This is a genomic window from Mesorhizobium sp. M6A.T.Cr.TU.016.01.1.1, assembly GCF_003952585.1.
GTDB lineage: Bacteria > Pseudomonadota > Alphaproteobacteria > Rhizobiales > Rhizobiaceae > Mesorhizobium > Mesorhizobium mediterraneum.
Window position 1 is genome coordinate 687213 of record NZ_CP034452.1, and the last position, 26842, is coordinate 714054.

Annotated in this window: 22 protein-coding genes; 19 read left to right on the forward strand and 3 right to left on the reverse strand. The window is 63.0% G+C overall.

What is annotated here, in order from left to right; genetic code table 11:
• Positions 1–5: 5 nt before the first annotated feature.
• The 4 genes from EJ075_RS03205 (at position 6) to EJ075_RS03220 (ending at position 3937) form a co-directional block, all read left to right on the forward strand.
• The gene (locus EJ075_RS03205; RefSeq protein WP_126103325.1) at positions 6–938 is read left to right on the forward strand and encodes a substrate-binding domain-containing protein; all 933 of its coding nucleotides are present in this window, start codon (positions 6–8) and stop codon (positions 936–938) included.
• A gap of 121 nt (positions 939–1059) precedes the next feature.
• On the forward strand, positions 1060–2046 hold the full coding sequence (locus EJ075_RS03210; RefSeq protein ID WP_095483918.1) for an ABC transporter permease: 987 nt from the start codon (positions 1060–1062) through the stop codon (positions 2044–2046).
• Between the two features lie 3 nt (positions 2047–2049).
• Positions 2050–2844: an ATP-binding cassette domain-containing protein gene (locus EJ075_RS03215; protein WP_126103326.1), complete on the forward strand. Its 795-nt coding sequence runs from the start codon at positions 2050–2052 to the stop codon at positions 2842–2844.
• A gap of 70 nt (positions 2845–2914) precedes the next feature.
• Positions 2915–3937, forward strand: coding sequence for a LacI family DNA-binding transcriptional regulator (locus EJ075_RS03220; protein ID WP_126103327.1), 1023 nt, complete (start codon positions 2915–2917; stop codon positions 3935–3937).
• A 584-nt stretch (positions 3938–4521) separates the two neighbouring features.
• Here the strand turns inward: EJ075_RS03220 and EJ075_RS03230 are convergent.
• Positions 4522–5103 carry a TetR/AcrR family transcriptional regulator gene (locus EJ075_RS03230; RefSeq protein ID WP_126103328.1) on the reverse strand — a complete coding sequence of 194 codons (582 nt, stop codon included), beginning with the start codon at positions 5101–5103 and terminating at the stop codon, positions 4522–4524.
• Positions 5104–5363: 260 nt separating this feature from the next.
• Between EJ075_RS03230 and EJ075_RS03235 the strand changes: the two genes are divergently transcribed.
• From EJ075_RS03235 to EJ075_RS03245, 3 genes are read left to right on the forward strand one after another with little or no spacing between them, the layout of a single operon-like run.
• Complete coding sequence (locus tag EJ075_RS03235) at positions 5364–5621, forward strand: hypothetical protein (RefSeq protein ID WP_126103329.1); 258 nt, start codon at positions 5364–5366, stop codon at positions 5619–5621.
• On the forward strand, positions 5615–8791 hold the full coding sequence (locus tag EJ075_RS03240; RefSeq protein WP_126103330.1) for a multidrug efflux RND transporter permease subunit: 3177 nt from the start codon (positions 5615–5617) through the stop codon (positions 8789–8791). Before EJ075_RS03235 ends, EJ075_RS03240 begins: the two co-directional genes overlap by 7 nt.
• 16 nt (positions 8792–8807) lie before the next feature.
• Positions 8808–9977 (forward strand): efflux RND transporter periplasmic adaptor subunit, encoded by a 1170-nt coding sequence (locus EJ075_RS03245; RefSeq protein ID WP_126103331.1) that lies wholly within the window; start codon positions 8808–8810, stop codon positions 9975–9977.
• An 86-nt stretch (positions 9978–10063) separates the two neighbouring features.
• On the opposite strand, the gene EJ075_RS03250 is transcribed toward EJ075_RS03245, so the two are convergent.
• The gene (locus EJ075_RS03250) at positions 10064–11011 is read right to left on the reverse strand and encodes a LysR substrate-binding domain-containing protein (protein ID WP_126103332.1); all 948 of its coding nucleotides are present in this window, start codon (positions 11009–11011) and stop codon (positions 10064–10066) included.
• 102 nt (positions 11012–11113) lie between these two features.
• Here EJ075_RS03250 and EJ075_RS03255 point away from each other — a divergent pair, with 102 nt between their 5' ends.
• The 5 genes from EJ075_RS03255 to EJ075_RS03275 all read left to right on the forward strand — a co-directional run bounded on the left by EJ075_RS03255 (position 11114) and on the right by EJ075_RS03275 (position 17039).
• Positions 11114–11902 carry a 2OG-Fe(II) oxygenase gene (locus EJ075_RS03255; protein WP_126103333.1) on the forward strand — a complete coding sequence of 263 codons (789 nt, stop codon included), beginning with the start codon at positions 11114–11116 and terminating at the stop codon, positions 11900–11902.
• Between the two features lie 96 nt (positions 11903–11998).
• A complete protein-coding gene (locus tag EJ075_RS03260) occupies positions 11999–12721 on the forward strand; it encodes a GntR family transcriptional regulator (RefSeq protein WP_126103334.1) in 723 nt (240 codons plus the stop codon).
• A 24-nt stretch (positions 12722–12745) separates the two neighbouring features.
• Entirely contained in the window at positions 12746–13852 is a 1107-nt protein-coding gene (locus tag EJ075_RS03265) for a mandelate racemase/muconate lactonizing enzyme family protein (protein WP_126103335.1), read from the forward strand.
• 347 nt (positions 13853–14199) lie between these two features.
• Positions 14200–15522 (forward strand): homoserine dehydrogenase, encoded by a 1323-nt coding sequence (locus EJ075_RS03270; RefSeq protein ID WP_126103336.1) that lies wholly within the window; start codon positions 14200–14202, stop codon positions 15520–15522.
• Positions 15523–15542: 20 nt separating this feature from the next.
• Positions 15543–17039 carry an FGGY family carbohydrate kinase gene (locus EJ075_RS03275; protein ID WP_126103337.1) on the forward strand — a complete coding sequence of 499 codons (1497 nt, stop codon included), beginning with the start codon at positions 15543–15545 and terminating at the stop codon, positions 17037–17039.
• Between the two features lie 310 nt (positions 17040–17349).
• On the opposite strand, the gene EJ075_RS03285 is transcribed toward EJ075_RS03275, so the two are convergent.
• A complete protein-coding gene (locus tag EJ075_RS03285) occupies positions 17350–18312 on the reverse strand; it encodes a sugar-binding transcriptional regulator (RefSeq protein WP_095483908.1) in 963 nt (320 codons plus the stop codon).
• Positions 18313–18745: 433 nt separating this feature from the next.
• Here EJ075_RS03285 and EJ075_RS03290 point away from each other — a divergent pair, with 433 nt between their 5' ends.
• The 7 genes from EJ075_RS03290 to EJ075_RS03320 all read left to right on the forward strand — a co-directional run bounded on the left by EJ075_RS03290 (position 18746) and on the right by EJ075_RS03320 (position 26767).
• Positions 18746–19747, forward strand: coding sequence for an ABC transporter permease (locus tag EJ075_RS03290; protein WP_126103339.1), 1002 nt, complete (start codon positions 18746–18748; stop codon positions 19745–19747).
• A gap of 117 nt (positions 19748–19864) precedes the next feature.
• Complete coding sequence (locus EJ075_RS03295) at positions 19865–20803, forward strand: sugar ABC transporter substrate-binding protein (RefSeq protein WP_126103340.1); 939 nt, start codon at positions 19865–19867, stop codon at positions 20801–20803.
• Between the two features lie 17 nt (positions 20804–20820).
• A complete protein-coding gene (locus EJ075_RS03300; RefSeq protein WP_126103341.1) occupies positions 20821–22329 on the forward strand; it encodes a sugar ABC transporter ATP-binding protein in 1509 nt (502 codons plus the stop codon).
• A 138-nt stretch (positions 22330–22467) separates the two neighbouring features.
• Positions 22468–23232, forward strand: coding sequence for an SDR family oxidoreductase (locus EJ075_RS03305; RefSeq protein ID WP_126103342.1), 765 nt, complete (start codon positions 22468–22470; stop codon positions 23230–23232).
• A gap of 8 nt (positions 23233–23240) precedes the next feature.
• Entirely contained in the window at positions 23241–24026 is a 786-nt protein-coding gene (locus tag EJ075_RS03310) for an SDR family oxidoreductase (protein ID WP_126103343.1), read from the forward strand.
• Positions 24027–24243: 217 nt separating this feature from the next.
• Entirely contained in the window at positions 24244–25230 is a 987-nt protein-coding gene (locus EJ075_RS03315) for an IS5 family transposase (protein WP_126103272.1), read from the forward strand.
• Between the two features lie 562 nt (positions 25231–25792).
• Complete coding sequence (locus EJ075_RS03320; protein ID WP_126103344.1) at positions 25793–26767, forward strand: ABC transporter substrate-binding protein; 975 nt, start codon at positions 25793–25795, stop codon at positions 26765–26767.
• Positions 26768–26842: the final 75 nt, after the last annotated feature.

The following is a 26842-nucleotide window of genomic DNA, read 5'->3' on the forward strand; positions in this document are numbered from 1 at the left end:
ATCAAATGCTGACAAGGCTACGACTATTTGTATTCGGCCTGATCGTGGCGCTGGCCATTCCGGCGGCGGCGCAGGCCAAGACCTTCTACTGGATTTCGCATGGCGGCCCGGCCGACCCGGTCTGGACCTACTTCCTCGCCGGCGCCAAGCAATGGGCTGCGGACACCGGCAACACTGTCAACACCTCGTTCCACAATGGCGACGTGGCATCCCAGCAGGAGGCCGTTCGCGCGGCCATTGCCGCCAAGGCCGACGGCATCACCACCACCAGCCCCGACCCGGGCAGCCTTATCGAGCTCGCTAAGGAAGCACGGGCGGCAAACATCCCGATCATCAACTTCAACACGCCCGATCCGAAGGCGGGCTTCAACGCCTATGTCGGCGGCGACAACGTCACCTTCGGCAAGAACTGGGCGCAGTATCTGGTCGACAAGGGCCTGGTGAAAAAGGGCGATTTCGTCTGGATGCCGGTCGAAATCCCGGGCGCCACCTATGGCGTCCAGGAAGAGGAAGGCATCAAGAGCGTCTTCGAGCCGCTCGGCATCACCTATGAGATCACCGAGGCGACGCTCGACCAGGCCGAAGCGATCAACCGCATGGTCGACTACCTCACCGCCAACAGGGCCAAGGTCAAGGCGATCATCGGCCTCGGCGATCTGGTGACCGGCTCGATCAAGCGGGTGTTCGACCAGGCCGGCATCAAGCCGGGCGAAATCCCGGTGGTCGGCTGGGGCAACTCGCTGGATACCACCCAGGAGGTGCTGACCGGCTACGTCAATGCCGGGCAGTGGCAGGATCCGCAGGCGACCAGCTATGTGGCGCTTTCGCTCGCCAACATGGCCGCCAGCGGCATTCCCCCCGGCTTCGACGTGATCACCGGCGCGCTCTACGAAAAGGACACCGCGCAGGTCTACGACGACATCCTGTCCGGGAAATAACACCGCGATCGGGATGATCGCGGCGGCGCCTGCTGCGGTCATCCCTGTCATTTCGCCGTGCCTCGAATCCGCCCTGTGCAGCGCCAGGCTCGGCCAGTTCCAACCATATCGCGGGTCCAACGTGGAAAATAGTTCCATCATCCAACGCTCGATCGCCAGGCCGGAATTCGGGCCCTTCGTGCTGCTTGTGGTCGAGCTCGCCGTGTTCTGGGGGTTCAACCACGACTTCCTGTCGCCGCAGAACATCAGCAACATATTGGCCTTCACGGTCGAGCTCGGCCTGATCGCGCTGGCGATGACGCTGTTGATGACATCGGGCGAATTCGACCTCTCGGTCGGATCGCTGTTCGGCTTCTCCCCTGTCTTGATGTGGACACTCTTCAACAGCGGCCTCACCTCGCTGGAAGCCGGCTTCGTCGTGGCCTTGCTGGTTGCCGCCTTCATCGGCCTGGTCAATGGCTGGTTCGTGACGCAGCTCAAGATCCCGTCCTTCCTGGTGACGCTCGGCATGCTGCTGGTGGTGCGCGGCACCGCCCTGTTCGTCACCAACGGATTTCCGCAGCGCACCTGGAGCGCCGAAGGCAGCTGGCTCGCCGAGGCGCTGGTCGGCGATTTCTTCATAGGACCGTTCCGCATCTACATGTCGCTGTTCTGGTTCATCGCAGCCGCGATCGCGCTCGGCTACGTGCTGACGCAGAGCCGGACCGGCAACTGGATCCAGGCGGCCGGCGGCAACCCCAACGCGGCGAAGGCTCGTGGTGTCAACGTCAGCGGCGTCAAGATCGGCCTGTTCATCCTGTCATCGATCATGGCTTCGCTTGCCGGCGTCATCAGCTCATTGCGCACCTCCGCCGCCAATCCCAACAGCGGCACCGGCTACGAGCTCGAAGTCATCGCCATGGTGGTGATCGGCGGCACGGCGCTGACCGGCGGACGCGGCACCATCATCGGCACCGTGCTCGGCATCCTGATCCTGCGCGTCATGCGCAACGGCATCGTGCTGATCGGCGTTCCGGGCCTTGCCTACAACATCTTCATCGGCGCGATCATCCTCGGCATGATGGCGCTGCACTCATGGCTGGAACGCCGGCATCAGGCGGGGACTTGAACCATGGCTGAACCGCTTGTCCGCATGGAAAACATCCGCAAGTCCTACGGGCGCGTGCAGGCGCTCATCGACGCCAATTTCCATGTTAATGAAAGGGAGATCGTCGGTCTGCTCGGCGACAATGGCGCCGGCAAATCGACGCTGATCAAGGTGCTGTCGGGTGCGGTTCCGCTGACCAGCGGCGACATCTTCATCCGCGGCAAGAAGGTAGACTTCCGCAGCACCAGCGACGCCATCGCCCACGGCATCGAGACGATCTACCAGGACTCGGCGCTGGTCACGCAATTGTCGATCGCGCGCAATCTGTTTCTCGGGCGCGAGCCGATCAAGCCGCCGCGTTTCCTCAACCGCATGGACCAGGAGGCGATGAACGTGGTCGCCCGCGATCTGCTCAAGCAGGTCGGCATCTCGAAGAACATCCCGCCGACGACGCCGATCGGCTCGCTCTCCGGCGGTGAACGGCAGGCCGTGGCGATCGCGCGCGCCATGCATTTCGACAGCGACCTCATCATCCTCGACGAGCCGACCAACAATTTGGGCGTCGCCGAGACGCAAGGCGTGCTGAGCTTCGTGCGCAGCGCCCGCGATTCAGGCCATTCCTGCATCTTCATCGCCCATAACATCCACCACGTCTTCCAGGTGGTCGACCGCATCGTCGTCATGCGGCGCGGCAAGGTGGTCGCCGACGATATCGACCCGAAGAGCACCAACGTCGCGGAAGTCGAACGGATCATCACCGGCATGTCCGACGAGCAGATCCACGACGCCATCGTCCAGGGGAAGCAATCGCAGGGCTGAGCGGGCCAGTTGGAAGCCGGGTTCGCCGTATCTCTGGCACGGGATCACATCAGCTCCTATGACTGCGACCATGAAAGCCACCGTTGCGGACATCGCCAGAAGCTGCGGGCTGTCGACCGCAACGGTCGACCGGGTGCTGAACAACCGGCCGGGCGCCAGCGCCGCCAACCGACAGCGCGTGATGGAGGCGGCCAAGCAGCTCGGCTATTTGCCGGTCGTGGATCAGGTCACGCTGCCCTCGCGGCCGGCGCATCTGGAATTCTTCCTGCCGATCGGCTCCAACGCCTTCATGATGGATCTGGCAAATCATATCGAGGATTATGCGGCGCGCCTGCCGCTCGTCGCCTCCTGCCGGATCCACAAGCTCGCCGGCATCTCGCCGAACGCGTTGCAAACGGCCGTCGAAAACCTCTCGCTTAGGGCAAACGGCGTTGGCGTCATCGCGATCGATCATCCGAGAACGCGCAACATCCTGCGCGAGATCGTCGAGGCCGGCATCCGCCTGGTCACGCTGGTCTCCGACGTGCCGGGCGCGCCGCGATCGGCCTATGTCGGCATCGACAACCGTGTGGCAGGCCGCACCGCGGCGCTGTTGATGGGACGTTTCCTGGGCGGGCGCCGGGGCCATCTGGCAATGGTCGTCGGCTCACGCTCCTACCGCGGGCATGAGGAACGCGAAATGGGCTTTCGCTCGGTGCTCAGCGAGGAGTTCCCCAATCTGACCGTCACCAGCGCCGTCGAGATCAACGACGAGCCTGATATCAGCTACACGGCGACGATGAAGGCGCTGCACAACGAGCCGGAGCTGCTCGGCATCTATTGCGTCGGCGCCGGGCGCTCTGGCGTGGCGAAAGCGCTGCTGGAAGCCAAGCCGCAAAGGAAGCCGGTGTTCATCTGTCACGACCTGACAAGGGCGACACGCGGCTATCTCGTCGACGATCTGCTTGACGTCGTCATCGACCAGAACGCGCGGCTGATCGCCGAGCAGTCGGTCATTCGCCTGCTCGGCTCGATCGCTTCCTCGGCGCCCTATTTGACGCGGAAGTTCATCGAACCGCGCCTGATCTTCAAGGAAAACGTCCCGGTGCAGTGACGCCGCGCAAGGGCGACGTTCAATCTGCCCATAGTTAAGATTCGGTTGATACAGCAAATCTGCACATCTGCTATGCATCTTTCGTTGTTGCCGAATCATTGGGCAATCGGTAGTTTCGCAGTTGTCGGCCATCTACTCCTCCCAGATGCGATGCCGACGCTGAGTGCGGTACACCTCCTCCCGTGCCGTATTCGAAATCAAGCCCGCTGCCACCTCCTCCCGGCAGCGGGCTTTTTTGTTCCGGCTCCGGGTGTGGGCAAAGGCGGAGGTCATGACCATCACCGGACACGATTATCGGTCCGCGCGTCGAATGACCATTGGGGGCGATCGCCACCGGCTTGTTCGGCGAGCGGTAGGGCATGTTGCAGCCGCGATCAGCGGATTCGCCGGAATCCCGTCACACTTGTCACTCTCACCAATTCGCTATCGGTCCTATCCTGCCTCACCAAGCAACAGGTCGCGCGGTGGTGCGGCGACAGACCGGCAAAGGAGACGCGCGATGACGGTACATCCGAACGGACAAAAAGCATTCGGCGGCGCGGCTCGCAATGAACACGCCACCGGTCGTTCCGCCGCTTGCGAGACTATCTGGCCCTGAAAGAGGTGATCAGGCCTTCCGCCATGCGGACGAATTGCGCGCTAGGGCCCTCGGCTCCGACGCTTTGCAGGCTGACGCGGGCGCCTTCAAGCAGCAGCGACAATGTATCGGCGAGAAGTTCCGCCTGTCCGATGCCGGCATCCCGGCACAGGCCGACCAGGCGTTCGCGCTGGGCCTGCTTGAGCTCCTTGATCACCCGACGGGCCGGATGGTCGGTCTCGCTCAACTCAATGGCGGCGTTCGCCATGTCGCAACCGCGACCGTCACTCAACAGGCAATCAGCCGCCATCCGAACCCAGGCGTGCAACTGCGCAAGCTTGTCGCCCGGATGCTCGGCCTCGAACTTTTGCCACATCGCATTGGCGCTGCATGCGGTCGCCCGCAGGCACTCGATGACCAGGTCGTCCTTGGACTCGAAATGACGGTAGAGCGTCATCTTATTGGTACCGGCGGCCTCAGTGATCGCGTCGACGCCGACGCCCTTGATGCCATGCTTGTGGAACATATCCCGTGCCGTTTCCAGGATGCGATCCCGCGGGCGGATGCGTTCCGCAGTGCCGTCTTCCATCAAAACCTCCTTGGTTTCCGGGGTTTCCGAAAAATCCCTCGGCGCACCTCTTGACTAGGGTGTTACCGGTCTGTAACTTCTAGATGTTACTTACTGGTAACACCCCAATTGCCTCGTGTCAAATCTCGCAGGCGCCTGTGAATAGCCTCCGCCGAATCGGCCCAGGCATGAAACTGCGCCCTAGGCGATTTTTGGCCGCGAACAAGAAGACCACCCGATCTGCGGCATGCGCCGCGGATCGCAAGCCAGGAGCCGCTACGATGTCGCAGCGCAAAGATTTGACGATCGACGAAGTTGTTAAGGATCCAATGATCCGGATGCTGATGAAGGCCGACCGCGTCGACCCGCGCTCTTTCGAGACGATGCTGCGTACTCTTGCGGATGCGCAAGGGTACGGCCGCAAGGCGCCGCATCGTTTTCTGGAAGATTCGGGTCAAAGGCGCAGCCGGCGGCTGTCCAGAGTGGCCAAGGCTTTTGGCGAGGCGAGAGCATCGGGCGAGGCGTACGTGTCATGGTAAACTTCTTCATCCACCGACCGATCTTCGCATCGTCGATCGCCATCATCATGGTGCTCGCCGGGGCGATCTGCTATTTCCTGCTGCCTGTCTCGCAGTTTCCAGACATCACGCCACCTCAGGTCGTGGTCAGCGCCAACTATCCGGGCGCCAGTGCGCAGGTCGTGGCCGACACCGTCACGACGCCGCTCGAACAGCAGATCAACGGCGTTCAGGGGATGACCTATATGTCGTCATCGAGCTCCAATGACGGCTCGTCGACGATCACCATCACCTTCGAGGTCGGCTATTCCCTGAGCACCGCCGCCGTCGACGTCCAGAACCGCGTGTCGCAGGCGGCGTCCTCGCTACCGGCCATCGTCAACCAGGGCGGCGTGACGATCAAGAAGCAGAACCCGAATTTCGTCCTGATCGTCAACCTCACCTCGCCCGACGGCTCCGTCGATCCGGTCGCGCTCAGCAACCTCGCCTACCTGCAAGTGGTCGACCCGCTGAAGCGCCTGCCAGGCGTCGGCGACGTGCAGATCTTCGGCGAGCGGCGGTATTCGATGCGCGTATGGCTCGATCCAGACAAGCTCGCCAATCTCGGCATCACCGCCGTCGATGTCCAGAACGCCATCGCCGAGCAGAATGTCCAGGTCGCGGCCGGCAAGATCGGGCAGTCGCCGGCGCCGGCCGGCACCGCTTTCGAAATGCAGGTCAACGCGGTCGGCCGACTGAGCGACCCCAAGGAATTCGGCGACATCGTCGTGCGCGCCGATGCCGCGAACGGTTCGTTGGTGCGGTTGCGTGACGTTGCGCGCATCGAACTTGGCGCCCTGCAATATTCGTCGTCGGCCTTCTTCGCCGAAGACCCGACCGTGGTGCTCGCCGTCTACCAGATGCCGGGCTCGAACGCGCTCGATCTGCAGCAGCGCGTCAAGGACAAGATGCAGGAACTGTCGGGCCGCTTCCCGAAGGGCGTGAGCTACGCCATGCACTACGACACGACGCGCTTCGTCTCGGCGTCGATGCACGACGTGCTGGTCACGCTCGGCGAGGCGCTGGTCCTGGTTGTCGCGGTGGTGTTCATCTTCCTGCAGAGCTGGCGCACCACGATCATCCCGACGATCGCGATTCCGGTGTCGCTGGTCGCCACGCTCGTCGTCATGTACATGTTCGGCTTCTCGCTGAACATGCTCAGCCTGCTCGGCATGGTGCTGGCGATAGGCCTCGTCGTCGACGATGCGATCGTCGTCGTCGAGAACGTCGAGCGCCAGCTGGAGGCCGGCCTCAAACCGCTGGCTGCCACGCGCGCGGCGATGGCCGAGGTCACCGGCCCGATCATCGCCACGACCGCCGTGCTGATGGCCGTGTTCGTGCCGGTCGCCTTCATACCCGGCGTTTCCGGCCGGCTCTACAACCAGTTTGCGCTGACGGTGGCGATCTCCTTCGGCATCTCCGCCTTCGTCTCGCTGACGCTCACTCCGGCGCTCAGCGCCGCCTTCCTGCGCCACCGCCCGGCAACGCAGTTCGTGCTGTTCCGCTGGTTCAACACGGGCTTCGAACGGCTGTCGCATGCCTATGCCCATGGTGTGCGCTTCCTCATCCGCCTGCGCTGGATCATGCTCGGGCTGTTCGCGGCCGGGCTTGTCGCCACCTATTTCGTTTGGCAGCGCCTGCCCTCGACCTTCCTTCCGGTCGAGGACCAGGGCTACTTCTTCGTGGTCATCCAGTTGCCGGATGGGGCGTCACTGGAACGCACCGACGCCGTGGCCCGGAAGGCACGCGCCATCCTGCAGAACACCCCCGGCGTCGATATCGTCGGCTCGATCAGCGGTTTGAACTTCCTAACCAACGCAGCCCAGTCGAACTCAGCGGTGGAATTCGCCATCCTGAAGCCATGGGACGAACGCGGCCCTGACCAGAGCGCCTCGAAGCTCGTCGCCGACGTGCGCTCGAAGCTCATGGAGCTTCCGGAAGCCTTCGCGCTGAGCTTCGATCCGCCTTCGATCCCGGGCATCGGCACGACCGGCGGCTTCGAATTCCAGGTGCAGGATCTGACCGGTCGCGGCAGCGCTGCGCTCAACGATGCGACGCAAGCCGTGCTCGCCGAGGCGCGCAAGCAGCCCGAGCTCAACCCGCAGCAATTGTTCTCGTCGTTCTCGACCTCGACGCCACAGTTCAACTACGACCTCGACCGTAACAAGGCGAAGCTGCTCGGCCTCAGCCTGCCTGACGTGTTCAACACGCTGCAGATCTATCTCGGCTCGCTCTATGTGAACGACTTCAACCTGTTCGGCCGCACCTTCCGGGTGACGATCCAGGCCGACAAGGATGCGCGTGCGGGTGCTGCCGACATTTCACGGCTCTATGTGCGCAATGCCTCTGGCGGCATGGTGCCGTTGAGCACACTCGGCAAGCTCGTGCCTATCGTCGGCCCGGAAACCGTCCCGCATTACAACAACAATGCGTCGGCCCTGATCAATGGCGGTGCTGCACCCGGTTACTCCTCCGGCCAGGCGGTCGCGGCGATGGAACGTGCCGCTGCCACGGCGCTGCCGAAGGATTTCGGCTACGAATGGACGGGCATCACCTATCAGGAGCTCAAGGCTGGATCGATCGCCTCGATCGTCTTCGGTCTCGCCATGATCTTCGTCTTCCTGATCCTCGCCGCCCAATATGAGAGCTGGGCCATGCCCTTCATGGTTCTGCTCGCGGTGCCGCTTGCCCTGTTTGGTGCCTTCGTCGCCTTGTTGATGCGCGGCATGCAGATCGACGTCTATTCGCAGATCGGCTTCGTCATGCTGATCGGGCTGGCGGCAAAGAACGCCATTCTGATCGTGGAGTTTGCCCGGCGCCGGCGCGAGGAAGGTCTCAGCATCGTCGACGCGGCAATGGAAGCGGCGCGTTTGCGGCTGCGGCCCATCCTGATGACCGCCTTCGCGTTCATCCTCGGTGTGCTGCCGCTGATGTTCTCCACAGGTGCCGGTGCAGCGAGCCGCCAGTCGATCGGCACCACCGTCTTTGGCGGCATGGTCGCGGCGACAATCCTGTCGCTGGTGTTCGTGCCGGTCTTCTATGCGGTGATCGAGCAACTGCGCGAGCGCGGCAGCAAGAACGAACCCGTTGCCGAACCGACTGAACCCACTGCCGAACCCGCTTTCGAGCGATTGGCCGAAGCGGCCGAATAGGATTGGAGAATTGATCATGCGTAAATGGAAAATTGCGTTGGGAGCGGCCGTCGCCCTGGGGGCGATCTCGATGGCGAGCGTTCACTTGCTCGACATGGGCAATTTCGGCCTCAACGCCGGCACGGCAGGAGCGGCAACGCCCGAACCCGCGGCGCCCGAGCCCGCAGCGTTTGTCATGCCGGTGCCGGTGGTGAGCGTCGTCAAGAAGACGATCCCGATCTATCTCGACTATGCGGCCCGCACCGAGCCGATCCGCAGCATCACGCTGCAAGCGCGCGTGCCGGGTTATCTGCAGGAGCAGGTTGCGCCCGACGGCAGCGATGTCAAGAAGGGCGACCTTCTCTACAAGATCGCTCCAGAGGATTTCCACGCTGCCCTCGACCAGGCGAAGGCGCAGGTCCAGCGCGACGAAGCAACGCTTGACTATGCCCGTTCCAACCTTGGCCGCGGCACCGAGCTCGCCAAGAGCGGATACATCGCCAAGGATGCGTTCGACCAGCGCACCAGCAGCTTGCGCGAGGCCCAGGCCTCGCTCGCCGTGAACCAAGCGGCTGTGCGGACCGCCGAGCTCAATCTGAGTTATTCGGAAATCAAGGCGCCGTTCGCCGGGCGCGTCGGCCGCAACCAGGCTTCGGTTGGAACGCTGGTCAGCGTCGCCGGCACGGTGCTCAACACGCTGGTGCAGCTCGACCCGATCTATGTCACCTTCAATCCGAGCGAAACGGATCTGGCGCAGATCGAGGAAGCCCGCGCGGCGGGGCCGATCGACGTCGACGTCCTGCTTCCCGGCGATACAGAACCGCGCCAGAGAGGTCAGCTCACCTTCATCGACAACACGATCGATCGCTCGACCGGCACCATCACCGCACGGGCGACGATCGGCAACGCCAAATTCACGCTGCTGCCGGGCCAATATGTTCGCGTGAAGCTGCATATCAAGCAGCAGCCCGATGCGCTGATGGTGCCGCAGACGGCGTTGGGATCGAGCCAGCTCGGCAAATACCTCTACGTCGTCGGCAAGGACAACACTGTCGACCAGCGCATCGTTTCGCTCGGGCCGACCAACGGCGATCTGGTGGCCATCTCGAGCGGCGTATCGGAAGGTGACCAGGTGATCACAGGCAATCTGCAGAAGATCGGCCCCGGAATGCCGGTCTCGCCGCTGCCACAGAAACCGGCCACCTGATACCCCCCCGTCAGGTCCGGTCCAGCGGCGCCCTCGGCTCCCACGCCAAGGGCGCCGTTTTGCTATGTTTGTTTTTCCGCAATTCCCTAGGGAAAGCGCGATGCGCTTTTCCCGGGAAAACCGCTATGCACTTTTCCTGGAATTGCTCCAAGCAGCGCGACGAGCCCGGCAACATCGGCGCGCTCAGCCTTTGACGCAGGCATGAAGGCGCAATAGGGATGACCGAGGCGCAGAGATACCGACGAGGGCGCGATTAGGCGCCCGGCTTCCAGGTCCCCATGGGCCATGGCCCGCTGGCCAAGCGCAATTCCGAGACCAAGCCTCGCCGAGACGATCGCCAGGCTGGACAGACCGACACGGCGCCCATGCGAGGGATCAGGCGCGCGGCTGCCGCCTGACGCCGAAAACCAATCCGCCCATGTCGGATGCGAGGCATAGTTCGGACCCCAGTTGGTGTGGATGAACAAGCTCTCGTGCACATCCGCAAGGCTGGATGCATCGTTGCCGTATCTTTGCCAGAAGTCCGGCGCGCAGACCGGCAGGACGTCGTCATGGATGAGGCGGACCATCCGCAAACCGGGATAGTGATAGTCGCCATAGCTGATGCGAAGATCGATGTTCTGGCGCATCAGGTCGACGGGATCGTCTTCGACGCGGACGTCGATCGCCATTTGCGGGAAGGCATCGAGAAGAACGGCCAGCCTGGGCGCCAGCCACAATTCGGCCAGCGAAAACGGCACGCTGACGACGAGACGCGTCCTTAGCCCGCCCTCCAGCATGCGCCGCCCGATCGCCGCGATATCGCCCAGCGCGCGCGCCGTCTGCGGGTAGATCGCATGGCCTGCGTCGGTCAGCGCGATGCGATTGCCGCTACGCACGAACAGCTGCTTGCCGAACCAGGTCTCGAGATTGCGGATCTGCTGGCTGACCGCCGCCGAGGAAACGCCGAGTTCGGTGGCGGCCAAAGTGAAGCTGCCGACGCGCGCCGCGACCTCGAAAGCCTTGATCGCGTTCAGCGGGGGAAGCCTTTCCATGGAGCCTTCCGTAAGTTTTTCCTGCGGAAGACTAATAATTTTCGCCGTTGAGAGAAAGATTTTTTTGCCATCTTCTGTGTCCGAACCTTGGAGCATGAGACGATGAAAGACATTCTCGATCTGGACCGCTACCCGCTCGACCGTGAAGGCAGCACTGAGTGGAAGCGCCTCGTGGAGACCTCGATTGCGGCGCTGGAAGCCGACGGCATGTTCAATCTCGAAGATTTTTTGCGGCCCGGTGTGGCCGAACGGGCGGTACAGGAAATCCAGCCTGTCATGGACAACCGGTCGCACGTGCACAGGCGCTTGCATAACATCTACTTCAAGCCCGATATCCCGGAGCTCGCTCCAGACCATCCCGCGTTGCGCAAGGTCGAGACCATCAGCCATACGGTCTGCGCCGACCAGATTCCTGGCAGCCTGGCCCTCGCCATCTACGAATACGAGCCGCTGCTGCACTTCCTGGCGGCGGCGATGGGGAAGACGCAGCTGCATGTCATGCAGGACCCGCTGGCGCGCACCAATGTGATGGCCTACCGCGCCGGCGAGGCGCTGAACTGGCATTTCGATCGCTCGGAATTCACCACGACGCTACTGTTGCAGGCGGCGCAACGCGGCGGCGACCTCGAATACCGCACCGATCTCCGGTCGGACGACAATCCCAATTACGACGGCGTCGCCAGGCTGCTCGAAGGGCGCGACCCCGAGGCGAAGATACTGCGCATGAAGCCGGGCACGCTGAACGTCTTCCGTGGCAAGAACACAGCGCATCGCGTCACCACAGTCGAAGGCGAGCGCGAACGCATGATCGCGGTGTTCTCCTACTATGAGAAATCAGGCGTGATGTTCAGCGACGAGGAACGGGTCGGCTTTTACGGCCGGGCTGCGTGAGAACGAAGTCACCGACGTTCTGCCCGGAATCCAGAAATAACCACTTGTTAGATTGTCGACAATCTGCTTGATTTCGGCTCCTTTTGGAGTGACCGAATGGGGAAGCTGGATTTTGCTCCGATCGCGGATACGACAAGGCGCGCCGAGATCGTGGCGTTGCTCAGGCGCGCGATCCTGACGGGCCAGCTGGAACCGGGGCAAAAACTCAACGAGCTTAGGATTGCCGAGCAGATGCGGGTGAGCCGCGCGCCGCTGCGCGAAGCGATGCGCGAACTGGTGCAGGAAGGCATCCTGACCAGCATTCCCTACGCCGGAACCTTCGTCATCGACGTGACCGCCAAGGACATCGACGATGCCTATTCGCTCAACAAGGTGCTGGACGCGTTCGCCATCGAACTGACCTGGCGGCTGCGCGACCAGCGCTTCTTTGATGAGCTCGATCGGAGGCACGAGGCGGTGAAACAGGCGACGCGCAACCTCGACACCACCCGCCAGATCGAAACGGCGCTGCAATTGCACGGCCTGATCCATGAATGGGCCGACAATTCAGTGTTGCTGGAGACCTGGCAGCGCCTGGCCAGCCGGCTGCAGATGTATTTTGCCCTCCACCAGCGGGCGCGCAAAGAGCCGGTACCTGCCGAAGACATCCACGAGACCTATGTGCGGCTGCTGAAGGGCTCCGACATGCGCGCCGCCCAGCGCCATGCCCGCGAGCATATCGACCTCGATTTCGAGGAACTGCTTGCCTATGCGCGCAGCTTCGAACAGCGAGCTTCAAAAGGCGCCAAGGCGACGGTTGCCAACCGGCAGCAAATCTGAACATCGCGAACAACGGATAAACACGTGCAGATCAAAACCATCAAAGCCTACCATGTCGTGCAGCCCTTCGTGGACGGGCCCTACCGCATGTCCAAGGGGCGTGTCGCCGATGCGTTCGACGCGGTGATCGTCGCCATTACCTCCGATAGCGGGCTGACCGGCTGGGGCGAGATGGCGCCGCTCGGCAATTTCTACTCCCCCGCCTTCGCAGCCGGCACGCGCGCCGGCATCATAGAAATCGCGCCGCATCTGCTCGGCCACGATCCCCGGGCCTTGGCCAGTATCGGCCGGCTGATGGACACGGTGTTCAAGGGCCATCCCTACATCAAGTCGGCGCTGGACATGGCGTGCTCAGATCTTGCCGCACGCGCAGCCGACGTGCCGCTGGTCACGCTGCTCGGTGGACGCGAGAGCGAGACGGCGGAACTCTACAAGGTCGTCACCCATGGCACGGTCGACGCCATGGCCGCACTTGCCAAGCGCATCGTCAAGGACGGGTTTCACCGGCTGCAGGTCAAGGTCGGCGGCAACGTCCATGACGACATCGAGCGCGTCACCGCGGTCGCCGCTTCGGTGCCGAAAGGCACGGTGATCTTCTGTGACGCCAATGCCGGCTGGACGCCCTATCAGGCGCGCCAGTTCGTCGATGCGACGCGCGCCATCGACTACACGTTCGAGCAGCCCTGCGCCACGATCGACGAATGCATGTCGGTGCGCCGCTCGCTCGACAAGCCGATGGTGCTGGATGAATCCGTCGCCTCGCTGGACGACATGCTCGACATCCACCGCAAGGGCGCGGCCGACGGGCTGACGCTGAAAATCTCGCGGCTGGGCGGCGTGACCAAGACGCGCCAGATCCGTGATCTTGCGGTCGACCTGGGCTTCATGATCACCGTCGAGGACACCGGCGGCGCAGAGATCGACACGTCAGCGATGGCGCATCTGTCGCTGTCGACGCCGGAGGAGCGCCGGCTGCACGCCATCGCCTTCCACGAATGGGTGACGGTGCGCACCGCATCGAACATGCCGCCGGTCACGGGCAGCCGCATGGGCATTCCGGACGGGCCGGGTCTCGGCATCGATGTCGTTCCCGACCTGCTCGGCGCGCCGTTCTTCGCGGTCGGAAGCTGAGATACTGGCATGCGCCGAGCATGCGTCTCGGTCATCGCCGTCTGCATCCTAAAGATACACCGCCCTTCTCCGCTCCCTAAAGCGCGTCGCGTTGAAACGGATCCAATCGATCGCTTTAGGCCTTTGCTTTTATGCATGTCGTTATCCCAAAACCGCTGCGGACTTCTGGGCGACATGCACTGGCCGGCTGCGCACTCAAGCCGCATGCCAAGGGGCGCAAATCGAAATCACACAATTTTGGGAAGACGGCTGCCGAATTGCAGGTTGAAATATTTTTCATTTGGAAATAGGAATGTTCAGAATGATGATCTCGACGCTGCGGCGCGTCAGGAACTGGAGGAAGCGATATGGCCCATCCGCAGTTTGCAGCGGAACTTTTGCAACGCGCTGAAAAGCAGGGACCGATCACCATCGGGCTTGCCGGCGCCGGGCAGATGGGCACCGACATTGTCGTCCAGGTCGCGCTGATGCCGGGCATGCGGATCGGCGCCATTTCCGAGGTTAGGCCGCAGGCGGCGATCGACGCAGCACTTCTCGCCGGCCACGACCGCTCCGACATCGTGCAAGCCGGCAATGCGGCGGCGATCGACCGTGCCATCGAGGCCGGCAAGATCGCGGTGACCGAAGACCTGCATGCGCTGGCATCCGCCGGCCGCATCGACGTCATCATCGACGCGACAGGCAATCCCAACATCGGCACGCTGTTCGCGCTCGAAGTGATGAAGAACGGCAAGCACATCGTCATGCTGAATGTCGAGGCCGACATCACCATCGGCCGCTTCCTGAAAGAGGAAGCGCGCAAGGCCGGCGTCGTCTATACGGGCGCGGCCGGCGACGAGCCCGCCTGCACGCTGGAGATCATCGGCTTTGCCAAAAGCCTCGGCTTCAACATCATCGCCGCCGGCAAGGGCAAGAACAATCCGCTGAAGATCGATGCCATGCCGGCCGACTACGAGAAGGAGGCGGCCGAGCGCAACATGAATGCGCGCATGCTGGTCGAGTTCGTCGACGGCTCGAAAACGGCGATCGAGATGGTGGCGATCGCCAATGCCACCGGCCTGGTGCCCGACGTGCCGGGGATGCATGGCCCGACAGCAACGCTTGAGGAACTCGCCAGCGTGCTTTGCCCGCGCGAGGATGGCGGCGTGTTGCATCGCAAGGGCGTGGTCGACTATTCGATCGGCAAGGGCGTGGCGCCCGGCGTGTTCTGCATCATCGAGACCCGGCATCCGCGGGTGCTGGAGCGCATGGTCGACCTCAAGGTCGGCAAGGGCCCCTATTTCACGATCTTCCGTCCCTATCACCTGACCAGCCTCGAAGTGCCGCTGTCGGCGGCGCGCGCCGTGGTCTACAAGCGCGCCGACATGGAGCCGCTCGACCATCCGGTGGCCGAGGCGGTGGCGGTTGCCAAGAGCGATCTTGGCCTCGGCCAATCGCTCGGCATGATCGGCGAGAACGACTATCGCGGCTTCGCCATGACCTGGGAGGACGCGCGCGCCCGCGGCGCCCTGCCGCTCGGCCTCGCCGAGCGCGCCAAGGTGGTCAAGCCGGTCAAGACCGGCGACTTCCTCACCTATGAAAATTGTGTACCCGACGATTCGATGGTGATAACCCAGATCCGCCGTCGTCTCGACCAATCGGACGGGCGGTTCGTTACAAACGCAGCCTGACTCCACCGGATAACCGCCTGATGGACGATGTCGTAATCGGGATCGACGCCTCGACGACGGCCGTGAAGGCGATCGCTTTCACGCGCGACGGCAAGGAGCTGTTCCATGCGCGCGAAGCCTATCCGCTTTCAAATCCCAAGCCCGGCCATTTCGAGCAGGATGCCGAACATTGGTGGACCGCACTGCTCGGTGCATTGAAGCGGGTCGCTGAGGCGGTGGGCGCTTCGCGCGTGGCGGCGATCTCCATCGCTCACCAGCGCGAGACTTTCACGCTGATCGATCATGCCGGCAAGCCGCTCATTCCGGCGATCTTGTGGCTGGATGAGCGTGCTCGCCCGCAAGTTATAAGGCTGTCGTCCGAACTCGGCCGCGAGGCGATCCGCGACTGGAGCGGCAAGCCACCGGACCCGACGCCCGCGCTCTATGCTGTTCGCTGGCTTGCCGAACACCAGCCGCAAGCGCTCGACGACGCAGCCGCAATCGTCGACGTGCATGGCTTCTTCGTCCACCGGCTGACCGGACATCTGGTCACCAGCACGGCAAGTGCGGATCCGCTCGGGCTGCTCGATGTCAAGAATGGCACCTGGCACCCTGAGCTCGTTGCGGCCGCCGGGCTGCGGCCGGACCAGTTGCCGGAGCTGGTCACGCCCGGCGCGATCTGCGGTGGACTTATTGAAAGCGTGGCCCGACTGACCGGCCTGAAAGCCGGCACGCCTGTCGTCGCCGGCGCCGGCGACGGCCAGGCGATGGGCCTCGGCATGGGGGTCTACGACGAAGGCAAAAGCTATCTTTCGCTCGGCTCGGGCGTCGTCAGCGGCTGCTATTCCCATGGGATCACGACATCGGACGCGTTTCGAACGCTGGTCTCGCCGACCGGCTCGGGATTCATGCTGGAGACCGTGTTGCGCTCGGGCATGCAGCTGGTCGACTGGATCGTTCGCACGACCGGTTCGCCGTCTGCCGCCGCACTTGAAAAAGCGGCGGTGGACGTTGCCGCCGGCAGCGAGGGACTGCTTGTCATGCCGTACTGGGCTGGCGTCATGAGTCCATATTGGGACGGCGCGGCGCGCGGCGCCATTGTCGGCCTGTCGCTCGACCATGAGCCGAAGCACCTTTTTCGAGCGGTTCTGGAAGGCATCGCCTTCGAGCAGGCCATCGCCAGCGAGGCAATGGAAACTCAAGCCGGCGGCAAACCGGCGGCGATGATAGCTGCCGGCGGCGGCACCAACTGCGCCCTGCTGGTGCGGATCATGGCAACCGTGCTCGAACGGCCGCTCTCCGTCTCGCCAGTCAACGAAGCCGCAGCGCTCGGCGCCGCCATGCTGGCGGCTTCGGCGATAGGATGGTTTGCCTCGCCCGAGATTGCGGCCGAAGCGATGGCCACGCCCCCCACCAGGCATGTCGATCCGGTCGACGGCCTGATCTCCGGCTACCGCGCCCGTAAGGCGATCTACCGCGACCTCTATCAGGCGACGCGCGACATCCACGTGCGTCTCGGCGAAGTTGGACAAGTTTAGAGATTTTGACAGGTCGGAGACCTTTCGGACTCAGCCTTTGAGATGTCGGCGGGACAGCACCCCCTCTGGCCTGCCGGCCATCTCCCCCGCAAGTGGGGAGATCGGCAGCTTCGACGCTCCGCCCGCTCCTACAACGCTGGAGATTGGCAAAAGCGGCTGAGCGCGCAATCTCCCTCCTTGCGGGGGAGATGTCCGGCAGGACAGAGGGGGGTGGGAAGGATCGCTACAGAGCAGAATTCTGCGCCGCTGTATTTGAGATCGGGCTCAATCTCTTTTCAACACAGTCGTTAAATCCTCAGCGCAGCGATATCTAGCGGTTGAGCAGGCCCTTGGCCGCATCCTCGTCGGTGATCAGAACCGACACCTTGGTGTTGGCGAGCGCCGCCCGCATAATGGCAATTTTTTCCTGCCCTCCCGAAACCAGGATGATGGCCGGGATGTCCGCCAAGTCCTGCAGCGGATAGGCGCAGACCCGGCGATTGACCTCATGGTCGACGAGGCGGCCCTCGGCGTCGATGAAATGACATAAAATATCGCCAACCGCGCCAGCCGCCTGCAGCTCCTCGAGTTCGCTGGGCTTGATGAAGCCGTAATTGGCGATCGGGCTGTCGTTGGAAAACGAACCGACACTGAGCACGGCGATGTTTGCCCGGCGCGCGCGGAAAACGACGTCCTGAACGCTGCGCTGGCTCATGAAGGCGTCGCGCTGCTCCGGCCTGTCGGCATAGACCGGCACCGGCAGCAAAAAGCACTCGGCGCCGATCTTTTCGGCGAATTCCCAAGCGCTTTCGGTCGGGTTGAGCGGCTGGGCGTGCGTGAGGCCGCCCAGCATGGAGACCACCGTCGTCCTGGCGATCGGCCGCCGCGGCAATTCATTGATGGCGAATTTCAGCGTCCGCCCCCAGCCGAGCGCGATGACATCGCCGGCATTCACATTGTCGGCCAGATAGGCGCCCGCGGCATGGCCGATCATCAGCGGCGCGTTGCTCCGGTCGGCGGCCGACGGCACCACAACGGCCTGGCTGAGCCCGAAACGCTGCTTCAGAGCCTCTTCCAGCACCATGCATTCGACGACGCTGTCGCGGATGCGGAACTGGACGACGCCCTCTTCGCGCGCAGCGGAGAGGATGCGATGCACCTTGATGCGGCCGATGCCGAGGATCTCCGAAATCCTCTCCTGCGTCAGACCCTCGACATAATAGTGCCACGCGGCACGGGCCTTCAGCTCGACATCCGGGAAGCGCGAGGCCTTGTCATTCTCTATCATCGCCATCTTTTTGCCCTCCCGCGGTCGTCCGGATCCTTAAATGCCATTCAGATGGCATATCCGACCAAGCGACACGAAATCGTTCTGCGTGCCCAGGATTCAAGATTTAAGATATCGACAGGATAACGTCCACAACGCGAGATGAAAGCCAAATGGTCAACATTTACTTTGTCTTGGCCGTCCTGCCCTGCTCAAGCAGCTGGAATGAATTCGCAGGGATGAGACCGGGCCTGAAACGCGGCATTTCGTGCTCTTCCGTAAAGCAAGCCGCCTGGCGGCGCAAACCAGAGTGGAATGATGTCGCGGGCCTTGACAATTTTCCGACGAACAGTTTAGCTGAACAAAATTGCATACCAAAGATAAATTGTTCACAGGGAGGTGCCTGGTGAACAACGGCGAGCCGGCGACGTATCGCCGAACTGCTGGTGGAGGAGACAAAATGGCTGTGAGCAACGGTGCAAGCGAGTTGAAGGCCGGCCCAGGTGCGCAGGGCGCGAAGCTTTCTGCCCTGTTCGCCGGGACCATGGGACCGCTGATCGGGCTGGTGCTGCTGTGCCTTGCCCTGTCGCTGACCACCGACACGTTCCTGACTGTCCGCAACATCCTCAACGTGCTCGACCAGGTCACGGTGCTCGGCATCATGGCGATCGGCATGACGCTGGTCATCCTGATCGGCGGCATTGACCTGTCCGTCGGCTCCGTCCTGGCGCTCGCCGCCATGGTGATGGGTTTTGTCGCCCACCCTGACTATCTCAATCTCGGCATGCCCGCTGGGATCGTCACGGCACTTGTCGTTGCTGGACTTTGCGGGCTGGTTTCAGGCCTGCTCGTGACCGTCACCAAGCTGCCGCCCTTCATCGCCACGCTGGCCATGATGTCGGTGGCGCGCGGTCTTGCCAACATGATCACCGACGGCTCGCAGATCATCGGCTTTCCCGACTGGTTCACCAGCCTGTCGATCATTCGCCATTTCGGCTTCCTGTCGGTCACCGTCGGGCTGATGATCGTGCTGGCCATCATCTTCGCGATCTTCCTGAATTACCGCGCGACCGGCCGCAGCCTCTATGCCATCGGCGGCAGCGCCGAGGTCGCCAGGCTGTCCGGCATACCGGTCAAGTCGCTGACCAACTGGGTCTATGCGATCTGCGGCGTGCTGGCCGGGCTCGCCGGCATCGTGCTTGCAGCACGGCTCGATTCCGTCCAGCCGAGCTCCGGTTTCGGCTACGAGCTGGACACGATCGCGGCGGTGGTGATCGGCGGCGCCAGCCTATCGGGCGGCGTCGGCTCGATCGGCGGCACCGCCATCGGCGTGCTCATCATCGGCGTGCTGCGCAATGGGCTGAACCTGCTCGGCGTGTCGCCCTTCATCCAGCAGGTGGTGATCGGTGTCGTGATCGCGCTGGCGGTTGCCACGGACACATGGCGGCGCAGAACGCAATGAAGAATTCGCCCGGGTGTCCGGGCGAAAACGGATCGGTTGATCCGAACTGGGAGTTGTTCGGCTAAGGGCGCCGTGATGCGCCGGCAGAACAGATTTGAACATCAACGGAGGAAACACATGCTGACCAAACGTTCATTGCTGCTTGCTGCCGCGGCCGTCATTCCGCTGCTCGGATTATCCGACATGGCCTCGGCCAAGGAGGCCAAGAAGCTTGGCCTTGCCGTCGCCAATCTGCAGGCCGACTTCTTCAACCAGATCAAGCAGTCCGTCGAAGCCTACGGCAAGGAAAAGGGCATCGAAATCGTCACCGTCGACGCCAAGGGCGATTCGGCGACCCAGGTCAGCCAGGTGCAGGACCTGATCACGCAAAATATCGATGCGCTGATCTACATCCCGGCCGGCGCTACCGCCGCCACCGTGCCGACCAAGACGGCCAAGGCTGCAGGCATCCCGGTCATCAATGTCGACCGCAACGCCGACGGCGCGCCCGGCGACACCTTCATCGCCACCAACAGCGTGGCATCGGCCAAGGCGGTTTGCGACTACATCGCCAAGCAGGCCGGCGGCAGGGGCGAGCTGATCATCATCCATGGCCAGAAAGGCACGACGCCCGAGGTCGACCGGTCGAAGGGCTGTGGCGAAGCGCTGAGCGCCTATCCCGACATCAAGGTGGTCGGCGAGCTGTGGAGCGAAGGCTGGCACCAGGACGAAGGCTTCAAGCTGACGCAGGACCTGCTGCAGTCGCATCCCGACGTCTCGATCGTCATCGGCCAGGCCGACGCGCTGGCGCTCGGTGCTGCACAAGCGGTCAAGGTCGCCAATCCCGGCCACAAGGTCTGGGTTGCCGGCTTCGACGGCGACGTGGCGGCGCTGAAGGCACTAAAAGGCGGCGTCTTCGACGTGACCGCGACGCAGCAGACACAAGGCATGGGCCGGCTTGCCGTCGATGCGGCGATCAAGCTGGTGGCCGGCGAAACCGTTGCCGCGGAACAGCTGCAGGACGCGACGCTGACCACCAAGGACAATGTCGATCAATTCATCGCCAAGCATCCCTGACAATCGGTAGCGGAACGATGTCCTTGGATCCCAGCCATACGCAGACCCCCCATCTGGGGCTCTTCGTCAGCGGCCTCTGCAAGAGCTACGGACCGGTCCAGGTCCTGGCCGATGCGAGCTTCGAGGTGCGACCGGGAGAGGTCGTGGCGCTGCTTGGAGAAAATGGCGCGGGCAAGTCCACCGTTTCGAACATCATCGCCGGCTCGACCAAACCCGATGCCGGCAGCATCACATGGCGGGGGAAACCCTATTCCCCCGCCTCTCCTGCCGCGGCCATCGACGCAGGCGTCGGCATGATCCACCAGGAGCTGAAGCTGCTGCCGGATTTGTCGGTGGCCGAAAACGTCTATGTCGGGCGCCTGCCGATGCGCGGCGGCCGCATCGACCGCGCGGCAATGAATGCGCAGGCATCGGCGCAGCTGAGGCGCCTCGGCCTCGATGTCTCGCCGGAGCGCAAGGTGCGCACGCTGCGCATCGCCGCCCAGCAGCAAGTCGAGATCGCAAAAGCGCTGACGCTCAATGCCGAGCTTCTGATCTTCGACGAACCGACGGCAGCGCTTGGCAGCGAGGAAACGGAGCTGTTGTTCAAGCAGATCCGCAAGCTCAAGGCGGAAGGCATGTCCTTCATCTATATCAGCCACCGGCTGGACGAGATCGCCCAAATCGCAGACCGCGTGGTGGTGATGCGCGACGGGCGCATCGTCGCCCGGCACGAGCGCGCCGACATTCCGGTGCGCACCGTGGTTGAGCAGATGGTCGGCCGCAGCGTCGAGCGGATGTTCCCGCCGCTCTCGGAGCCGGGCAGCGAGGCGCTGCTCGAAGTCGAGAACCTGTCCTCGCCGGAACGCAGTTTTCAGAATGTCAGCTTTTCGGTGCGGGCCGGCGAAATCCTCGGCATCGCCGGGCTGATCGGCGCCGGCCGCACGGAGCTGGTGCGGGCGATCGCCGGCGCCGATCCGATTTCTTCCGGCTCGGTGCGCGTCGCCGGCAAACCTGTGCATCTCAACGGCCCAGCGGCCGCGATCAAGGCCGGCGTCGTGCTGGTGCCGGAAGACCGCAAAGCGCAAGGCGTGGTGCTCGACCAAACCATCGGCGAAAATCTGGCGATCGGCAATTTCGACCATGTCGCGCCGAACGGCTGGGTGTTCCCGAAAGCAGTGCAGAAATTCGCCGAGGCCGGCATCTCCAGGCTCGGCGTCAAGGGCCGGCCGAACCAGGCGATCAGCAAGCTTTCCGGCGGCAATCAGCAGAAGGTGATCATCGCCAAATGGATTTCACGGCCGCCCAAGGTGTTCATCCTGGACGAGCCGACACGCGGCATCGATGTCGGCGCGCGCGCGGCGATCTACGATGTCATCGCCGACCTCGCCCGCTCCGGCATGGCGGTGGTGGTGGTGAGCTCCGATCTCGAGGAAGTGCTCGGGTTGTCGCATCGCGTGCTGGTGCTTAGCCGTGGCCGCCAGCGCGGAATTCTCGACCGCAGCGAAGCGAGCAACGTCGCCGTCATGGAACTTGCCACAAGCTAGGACGTAACCAGCGATCGGGGAATCGGAACAAAGCGCAGCAGGTGATACCCTCCCAAGCACCGGACCGCGCGGGGCGCCAGCCAAGACTGGCGCCCCTTCCTCCTAGGCGGCACCGGCGGCTCAACAGGGAACATTTCGATGAAATTATTCGATCTTCATGGGGACGTTGCTCTCGTCACCGGCGCGGGGAGCGGCATCGGGCAAGCGATCGCCATCGGCCTAGCCGAAGCCGGCGCCGATATCGCCTGTTTCGGCCATGCCTCGAAGGGCGGGCTGGACGAGACCGCGCACAGGATCTCGGCGCTTGGCCGCAAGGCGTTGGTGCTGACCGGCACGGTGACTTCAGAGGCCGATCTCGCGGCAGCGATCGAACGCACGGAGAAGGAGCTCGGCGCGCTGACCATCGCCGTCAACAATGCCGGCGTTGCCGCGGCCGAGCCGGCCGAGACACTGTCGCTGGAGAAATGGCAGAAGCTCTACGACGTCAATGTCAGCGGCGTGTTCCTGTCCTGCCAGGCCGAAGCGCGCGCGATGCTGACGCGGCGCAAGGGCTCGATCATCAACATCGCCTCGATGTCGGGCTCGATCGTCAATCGCGGCCTGACTCAGGCGCATTACAATTCATCCAAGGCCGCCGTCATCCACATGTCGAAGAGCCTTGCCATGGAATGGGCCGATCGCGGCCTGCGCGTCAACGTCGTCAGTCCCGGCTATACGCTGACTCCGATGAACAAGCGGCCGGAGGTCGCCGACCAGGTCAGGATTTTCGAGCGCGATACACCAATGGGGCGCATGGCGGCGCCGGAGGAGATGGTCGGGCCGACCGTGTTCCTGGCCAGCCGCGCCTCGAGTTTCGTCACCGGCATCGACCTGATCGTCGATGGCGGCTTCGTCTGCTGGTAGGAGAGAAAATGCAGAAGCGATTTGAAGGTAAGACGGCAGTCATCACCGGCGCCAGCGGCGGCATCGGTGCGGCGATGGCCAGGCGGTTCGCGGCGGAAGGTGCTGCGGTCGTCGTCAGCGCCATCGACCCGCGCGTCGATGAGGTCGCTGCCGGACTGAAGGCGGAAGGCGCCAAGGTCGCATCACTGCGCATGGACGTGACCAAGAAGGACGAGGTCGCTGCCCTCTACGATCTGGCCGAGCAGCAATTCGGCCGCGTCGATATCTCCGTGCAGAATGCCGGCGTCATCACCATCGCCAGGATCGAGGCGATGACCGAGGCCGAATGGGACAAGGTGATGGCGGTCAACACCAAGGGCGTGTTCCTGTGCTGCCAGGAGGCGATCGCGCGCATCCGCAAGCATGGCGACGGCGGCCGGCTGATCAATACCGCCTCCGGACAGGCGCGGCAGGGTTTTATCTACACGCCGCACTATGCGGCGTCGAAATTCGGCGTCGTCGGCATCACCCAGAGTCTTGCCAAGGAAGTGGCCAAGGAGAAGATCACAGTCAATGCGATCTGTCCCGGCATCATCGACACCGACATGTGGGCCTACAACGACGCGGCATGGGGCAAGCTGATGGGCGACTACAAGCCGGGCGAGCTGATGGCCGAATGGGTGAAGAATATCCCGATGGGCCGCGCCGGCAGCGGCGAGGATGTTTCCGGCCTGGTCAGCTTTCTGGCCAGCAACGACGCAGCCTACATCACCGGTCAAACCATCAATGTCGATGGCGGCCTGATCATGTCGTGAGGCGCCACCGCTTCTTTCCTTCTCCCCTTGTGGGAGAAGGTGGATTGGCGCGCAGCGCCAAGACGGTTGAGGGGTGCTGGCCGGAGCGCTGTTAGTGCCAAGCTGGAGCACCCCTCATCCGACCGAGCTTCGCTCGGCCACCTTCTCCCACAAGGAGACCTTTGCACAGAAGCCGAACGGTGATTCTGTGGTGAAGGTTGGAGCAGGGAGATTCGGGATGGCGGATCGTGTTTTGGGTCAGTTGAGTCTGGCGGACGGTCTGGCGGCGTCGGATGAGACGATTTTCGACCTAGTATCGAAGGAACTGGACTGGGCGCCGATCCGAACATTGCTGGGTCAGCGCAGCGGTCCTGGCTCGGGCAACACCAGCTATCCGGCGGAACCGCTGGTGCGCTGTCTTTTGCTGGGCATGTGGCATGGGCTGAGCGATCCGGCGCTTGAGGCGCAGATCCGGGACCGATTGTCGTTCCGCCGCTTTGCCGGTTTCAGCCTTTCGGACCGCACGCCCGACCATTCGACACTGTGGCGCTTCCGCGAGGAGCTGACGCGTGAGCGACTGATCGACAAGGTCTTTGAGGAGATCAACCGTCAGCTGGAGGAGAAGGGCCTGATCGTCAAGCGCGGCACCTTGGTCGATGCCACGTTCCTGCAGGCTCGTGGCCGTCCGCCCAAGCAGCCGAAAAAGGGCCACCAAGGTCCGGTCAAGCCGTCGGCCGACAAGGATGCGCGTTGGGGCAAGAAGGGCAAGAAGAGCACCTTCGGCTACAAGATGCACATCGGCGTCGACCAGGAGCACACCTTGATCCGGCGTGTCGAGGCGAGCGACGCCTCGGTCACCGACACCGAGCCGGCCGACCAGTTGATCTGCGGCGACGAGAAGGCGGCCTATGGCGATCAAGCCTATTACACCCACGCCCGCCATGCCCGGCTCGCCGCCGCCAACATTAAGGACCGGCTGATGCGGCGGCCCAACAAGCATCACCCCGAGTTGCCGCCGCGCCACAAGCTGCGCAACCGGCTGATCGCCAAGGTGCGGGCGGCAGTGGAGCGGCCTTTCGCCGTGTTCAAGGAGCGTTACGGCATGCGACGCCTGCGCTTCTTCAACCTCGCCACCAACCGCACGCAGTGCATACTGGCCGCCTGCGCTTACAATCTGCGCACCATGATTGGCGTCCTCTATCCACCCGATGAGAGGCGGACATGAGGGAGGAGTGCGTCCACAATCCGGCAGGATGGCTGCCTAAACCGACAAAGGCCCCGCAAGGGCCGCGGAAAACCGCTCTGCCGGCCTTCAAAAAGGCCCTCACTGACCACCGAAATCCACTTCGCTCCCCGTGCAAAGCCCTCACAAGGGGAGAAGGAAGAGGCGCGCGAGGCGCAACGCCGTCGATCCTCCTTCGGACCCCGCCTTACCCGCCTGCGAATAGCATTATGCGTTGCGCGACATGAACGTTGGTATATATAATTTCATCCCATGAAAATGGCTTCGGCGACAGCCGACATCATAGGACCTTGATGGCTCGCAAGCTTGAGGGCGCCGCAAGACCGGCGATCGATCCGCGGATCACTGCTTCGGCAGCACGGCAGCCATGATGCGACCCGTCCCGCACGACATCTTCATCGAATTGGGCATCATTCCGTCTGCGCCGGCAGCAATGTGGTGCCTATGGCCTTGCGCAACGACCAGCTTTTCCAACACAATCAAAAAAAGACGAGAAGAAGGGAACGAACGATAACTTCCACCAGAGCTTGACAGGAGAACAAGCATGTCACTGCGGAGTATGATTTCGAGACTATCAATGGGAGCACTAACACTTGCCGCGGCAAGTGCACTGACGCCTTCGGCCCAGGCTGCGGCGCCGGAATCCAACGACCCGATCAAGATCGCGCTGTTCGACTGGACCAGTGTCAATCTGAACGCAAAGATCCTCGGCGGCATTCTTGAAAAGCTTGGATACACGGTCGAGTACCCGACCGCCGACTATCTCTCCAGCCTGACCACCGGCCTCACCAATGGCGACCTCTCTGTCGCCATGGAATTCTGGGACACGACGGCCGGCGAAGCCATGAAGGCCTCGGATGCGACCGGGCAGACCGAACGCCTCGGCAAGCTCGGGCCCAAGGCCAAGGAAGAATGGTGGTATCCCGAATACATGAAGGAGAAATGCCCCGGCCTGCCGAACTGGGAGGCGCTGAAGGACCCCAAATGCGCCGAAGCCTTCTCGACCGCCGAAACGGCGCCGAACGGCCGCTATCTCGGCGGCCCCGTGACATGGGAAGGCTTCGACGACGAGCGTGCCGCGGCGCTGAAGCTGCCCTTCACCGTCATCCATGCCGGTACCGATGCGGCGATGTTCGCCGAACTGGAATCGGCCTACCAGCGCAAGGCGCCGATCATGCTGTGGGTCTATTCGCCACATTGGGCGCCAGCCAAATACAAGGGCGAATGGGTCGAATTCCCCGACCATACGGCGGAGTGCTACAACGATCCGAAATGGGGCACGAACCCGGACGCCAAATATGACTGCGGCAAGCCGCATGGCGAGATCTGGAAATATTCCTGGGCCGGCATGAAGGACAAATGGCCGGTCGCCTATAAGGTTGCGAAAAACTACACGGTCGACACCGACGAGCTCAACAAGATGAGCGGCGAGATCGATCTCGAAGGCAAGACGCCGGAAGACGTCGCCGCTGCCTGGATCGCCGCCCACGAAGCCGACTGGAAAGCCTGGGCCGAGTGATCGTTCCAACTGGAAAACTGCGGGACTCGGTCATTCATGACCGGGTCTCTATCTCATATTCCAGAAGGACGACTG

Bases quoted from the DNA above. Each gene is read 5' to 3' on its own strand.
- EJ075_RS03230 (WP_126103328.1), bottom strand. From the start codon at position 5,103: ATGGAAGACGGCACTGCGGAACGCATCCGCCCGCGGGATCGCATCCTG.
- EJ075_RS03255 (WP_126103333.1), top strand. From the start codon at position 11,114: ATGAAAGACATTCTCGATCTGGACCGCTACCCGCTCGACCGTGAAGGC.
- EJ075_RS03305 (WP_126103342.1), top strand. From the start codon at position 22,468: ATGAAATTATTCGATCTTCATGGGGACGTTGCTCTCGTCACCGGCGCG.
- EJ075_RS03275 (WP_126103337.1), top strand. From the start codon at position 15,543: ATGGACGATGTCGTAATCGGGATCGACGCCTCGACGACGGCCGTGAAG.
- EJ075_RS03310 (WP_126103343.1), top strand. From the start codon at position 23,241: ATGCAGAAGCGATTTGAAGGTAAGACGGCAGTCATCACCGGCGCCAGC.
- EJ075_RS03270 (WP_126103336.1), top strand. From the start codon at position 14,200: ATGGCCCATCCGCAGTTTGCAGCGGAACTTTTGCAACGCGCTGAAAAG.
- EJ075_RS03240 (WP_126103330.1), top strand. From the start codon at position 5,615: ATGGTAAACTTCTTCATCCACCGACCGATCTTCGCATCGTCGATCGCC.
- EJ075_RS03245 (WP_126103331.1), top strand. From the start codon at position 8,808: ATGCGTAAATGGAAAATTGCGTTGGGAGCGGCCGTCGCCCTGGGGGCG.
- EJ075_RS03320 (WP_126103344.1), top strand. From the start codon at position 25,793: ATGTCACTGCGGAGTATGATTTCGAGACTATCAATGGGAGCACTAACA.
- EJ075_RS03315 (WP_126103272.1), top strand. From the start codon at position 24,244: ATGGCGGATCGTGTTTTGGGTCAGTTGAGTCTGGCGGACGGTCTGGCG.
- EJ075_RS03220 (WP_126103327.1), top strand. From the start codon at position 2,915: ATGAAAGCCACCGTTGCGGACATCGCCAGAAGCTGCGGGCTGTCGACC.
- EJ075_RS03290 (WP_126103339.1), top strand. From the start codon at position 18,746: ATGGCTGTGAGCAACGGTGCAAGCGAGTTGAAGGCCGGCCCAGGTGCG.
- EJ075_RS03260 (WP_126103334.1), top strand. From the start codon at position 11,999: ATGGGGAAGCTGGATTTTGCTCCGATCGCGGATACGACAAGGCGCGCC.
- EJ075_RS03215 (WP_126103326.1), top strand. From the start codon at position 2,050: ATGGCTGAACCGCTTGTCCGCATGGAAAACATCCGCAAGTCCTACGGG.
- EJ075_RS03205 (WP_126103325.1), top strand. From the start codon at position 6: ATGCTGACAAGGCTACGACTATTTGTATTCGGCCTGATCGTGGCGCTG.
- EJ075_RS03300 (WP_126103341.1), top strand. From the start codon at position 20,821: ATGTCCTTGGATCCCAGCCATACGCAGACCCCCCATCTGGGGCTCTTC.
- EJ075_RS03285 (WP_095483908.1), bottom strand. From the start codon at position 18,312: ATGGCGATGATAGAGAATGACAAGGCCTCGCGCTTCCCGGATGTCGAG.
- EJ075_RS03235 (WP_126103329.1), top strand. From the start codon at position 5,364: ATGTCGCAGCGCAAAGATTTGACGATCGACGAAGTTGTTAAGGATCCA.
- EJ075_RS03250 (WP_126103332.1), bottom strand. From the start codon at position 11,011: ATGGAAAGGCTTCCCCCGCTGAACGCGATCAAGGCTTTCGAGGTCGCG.
- EJ075_RS03295 (WP_126103340.1), top strand. From the start codon at position 19,865: ATGCTGACCAAACGTTCATTGCTGCTTGCTGCCGCGGCCGTCATTCCG.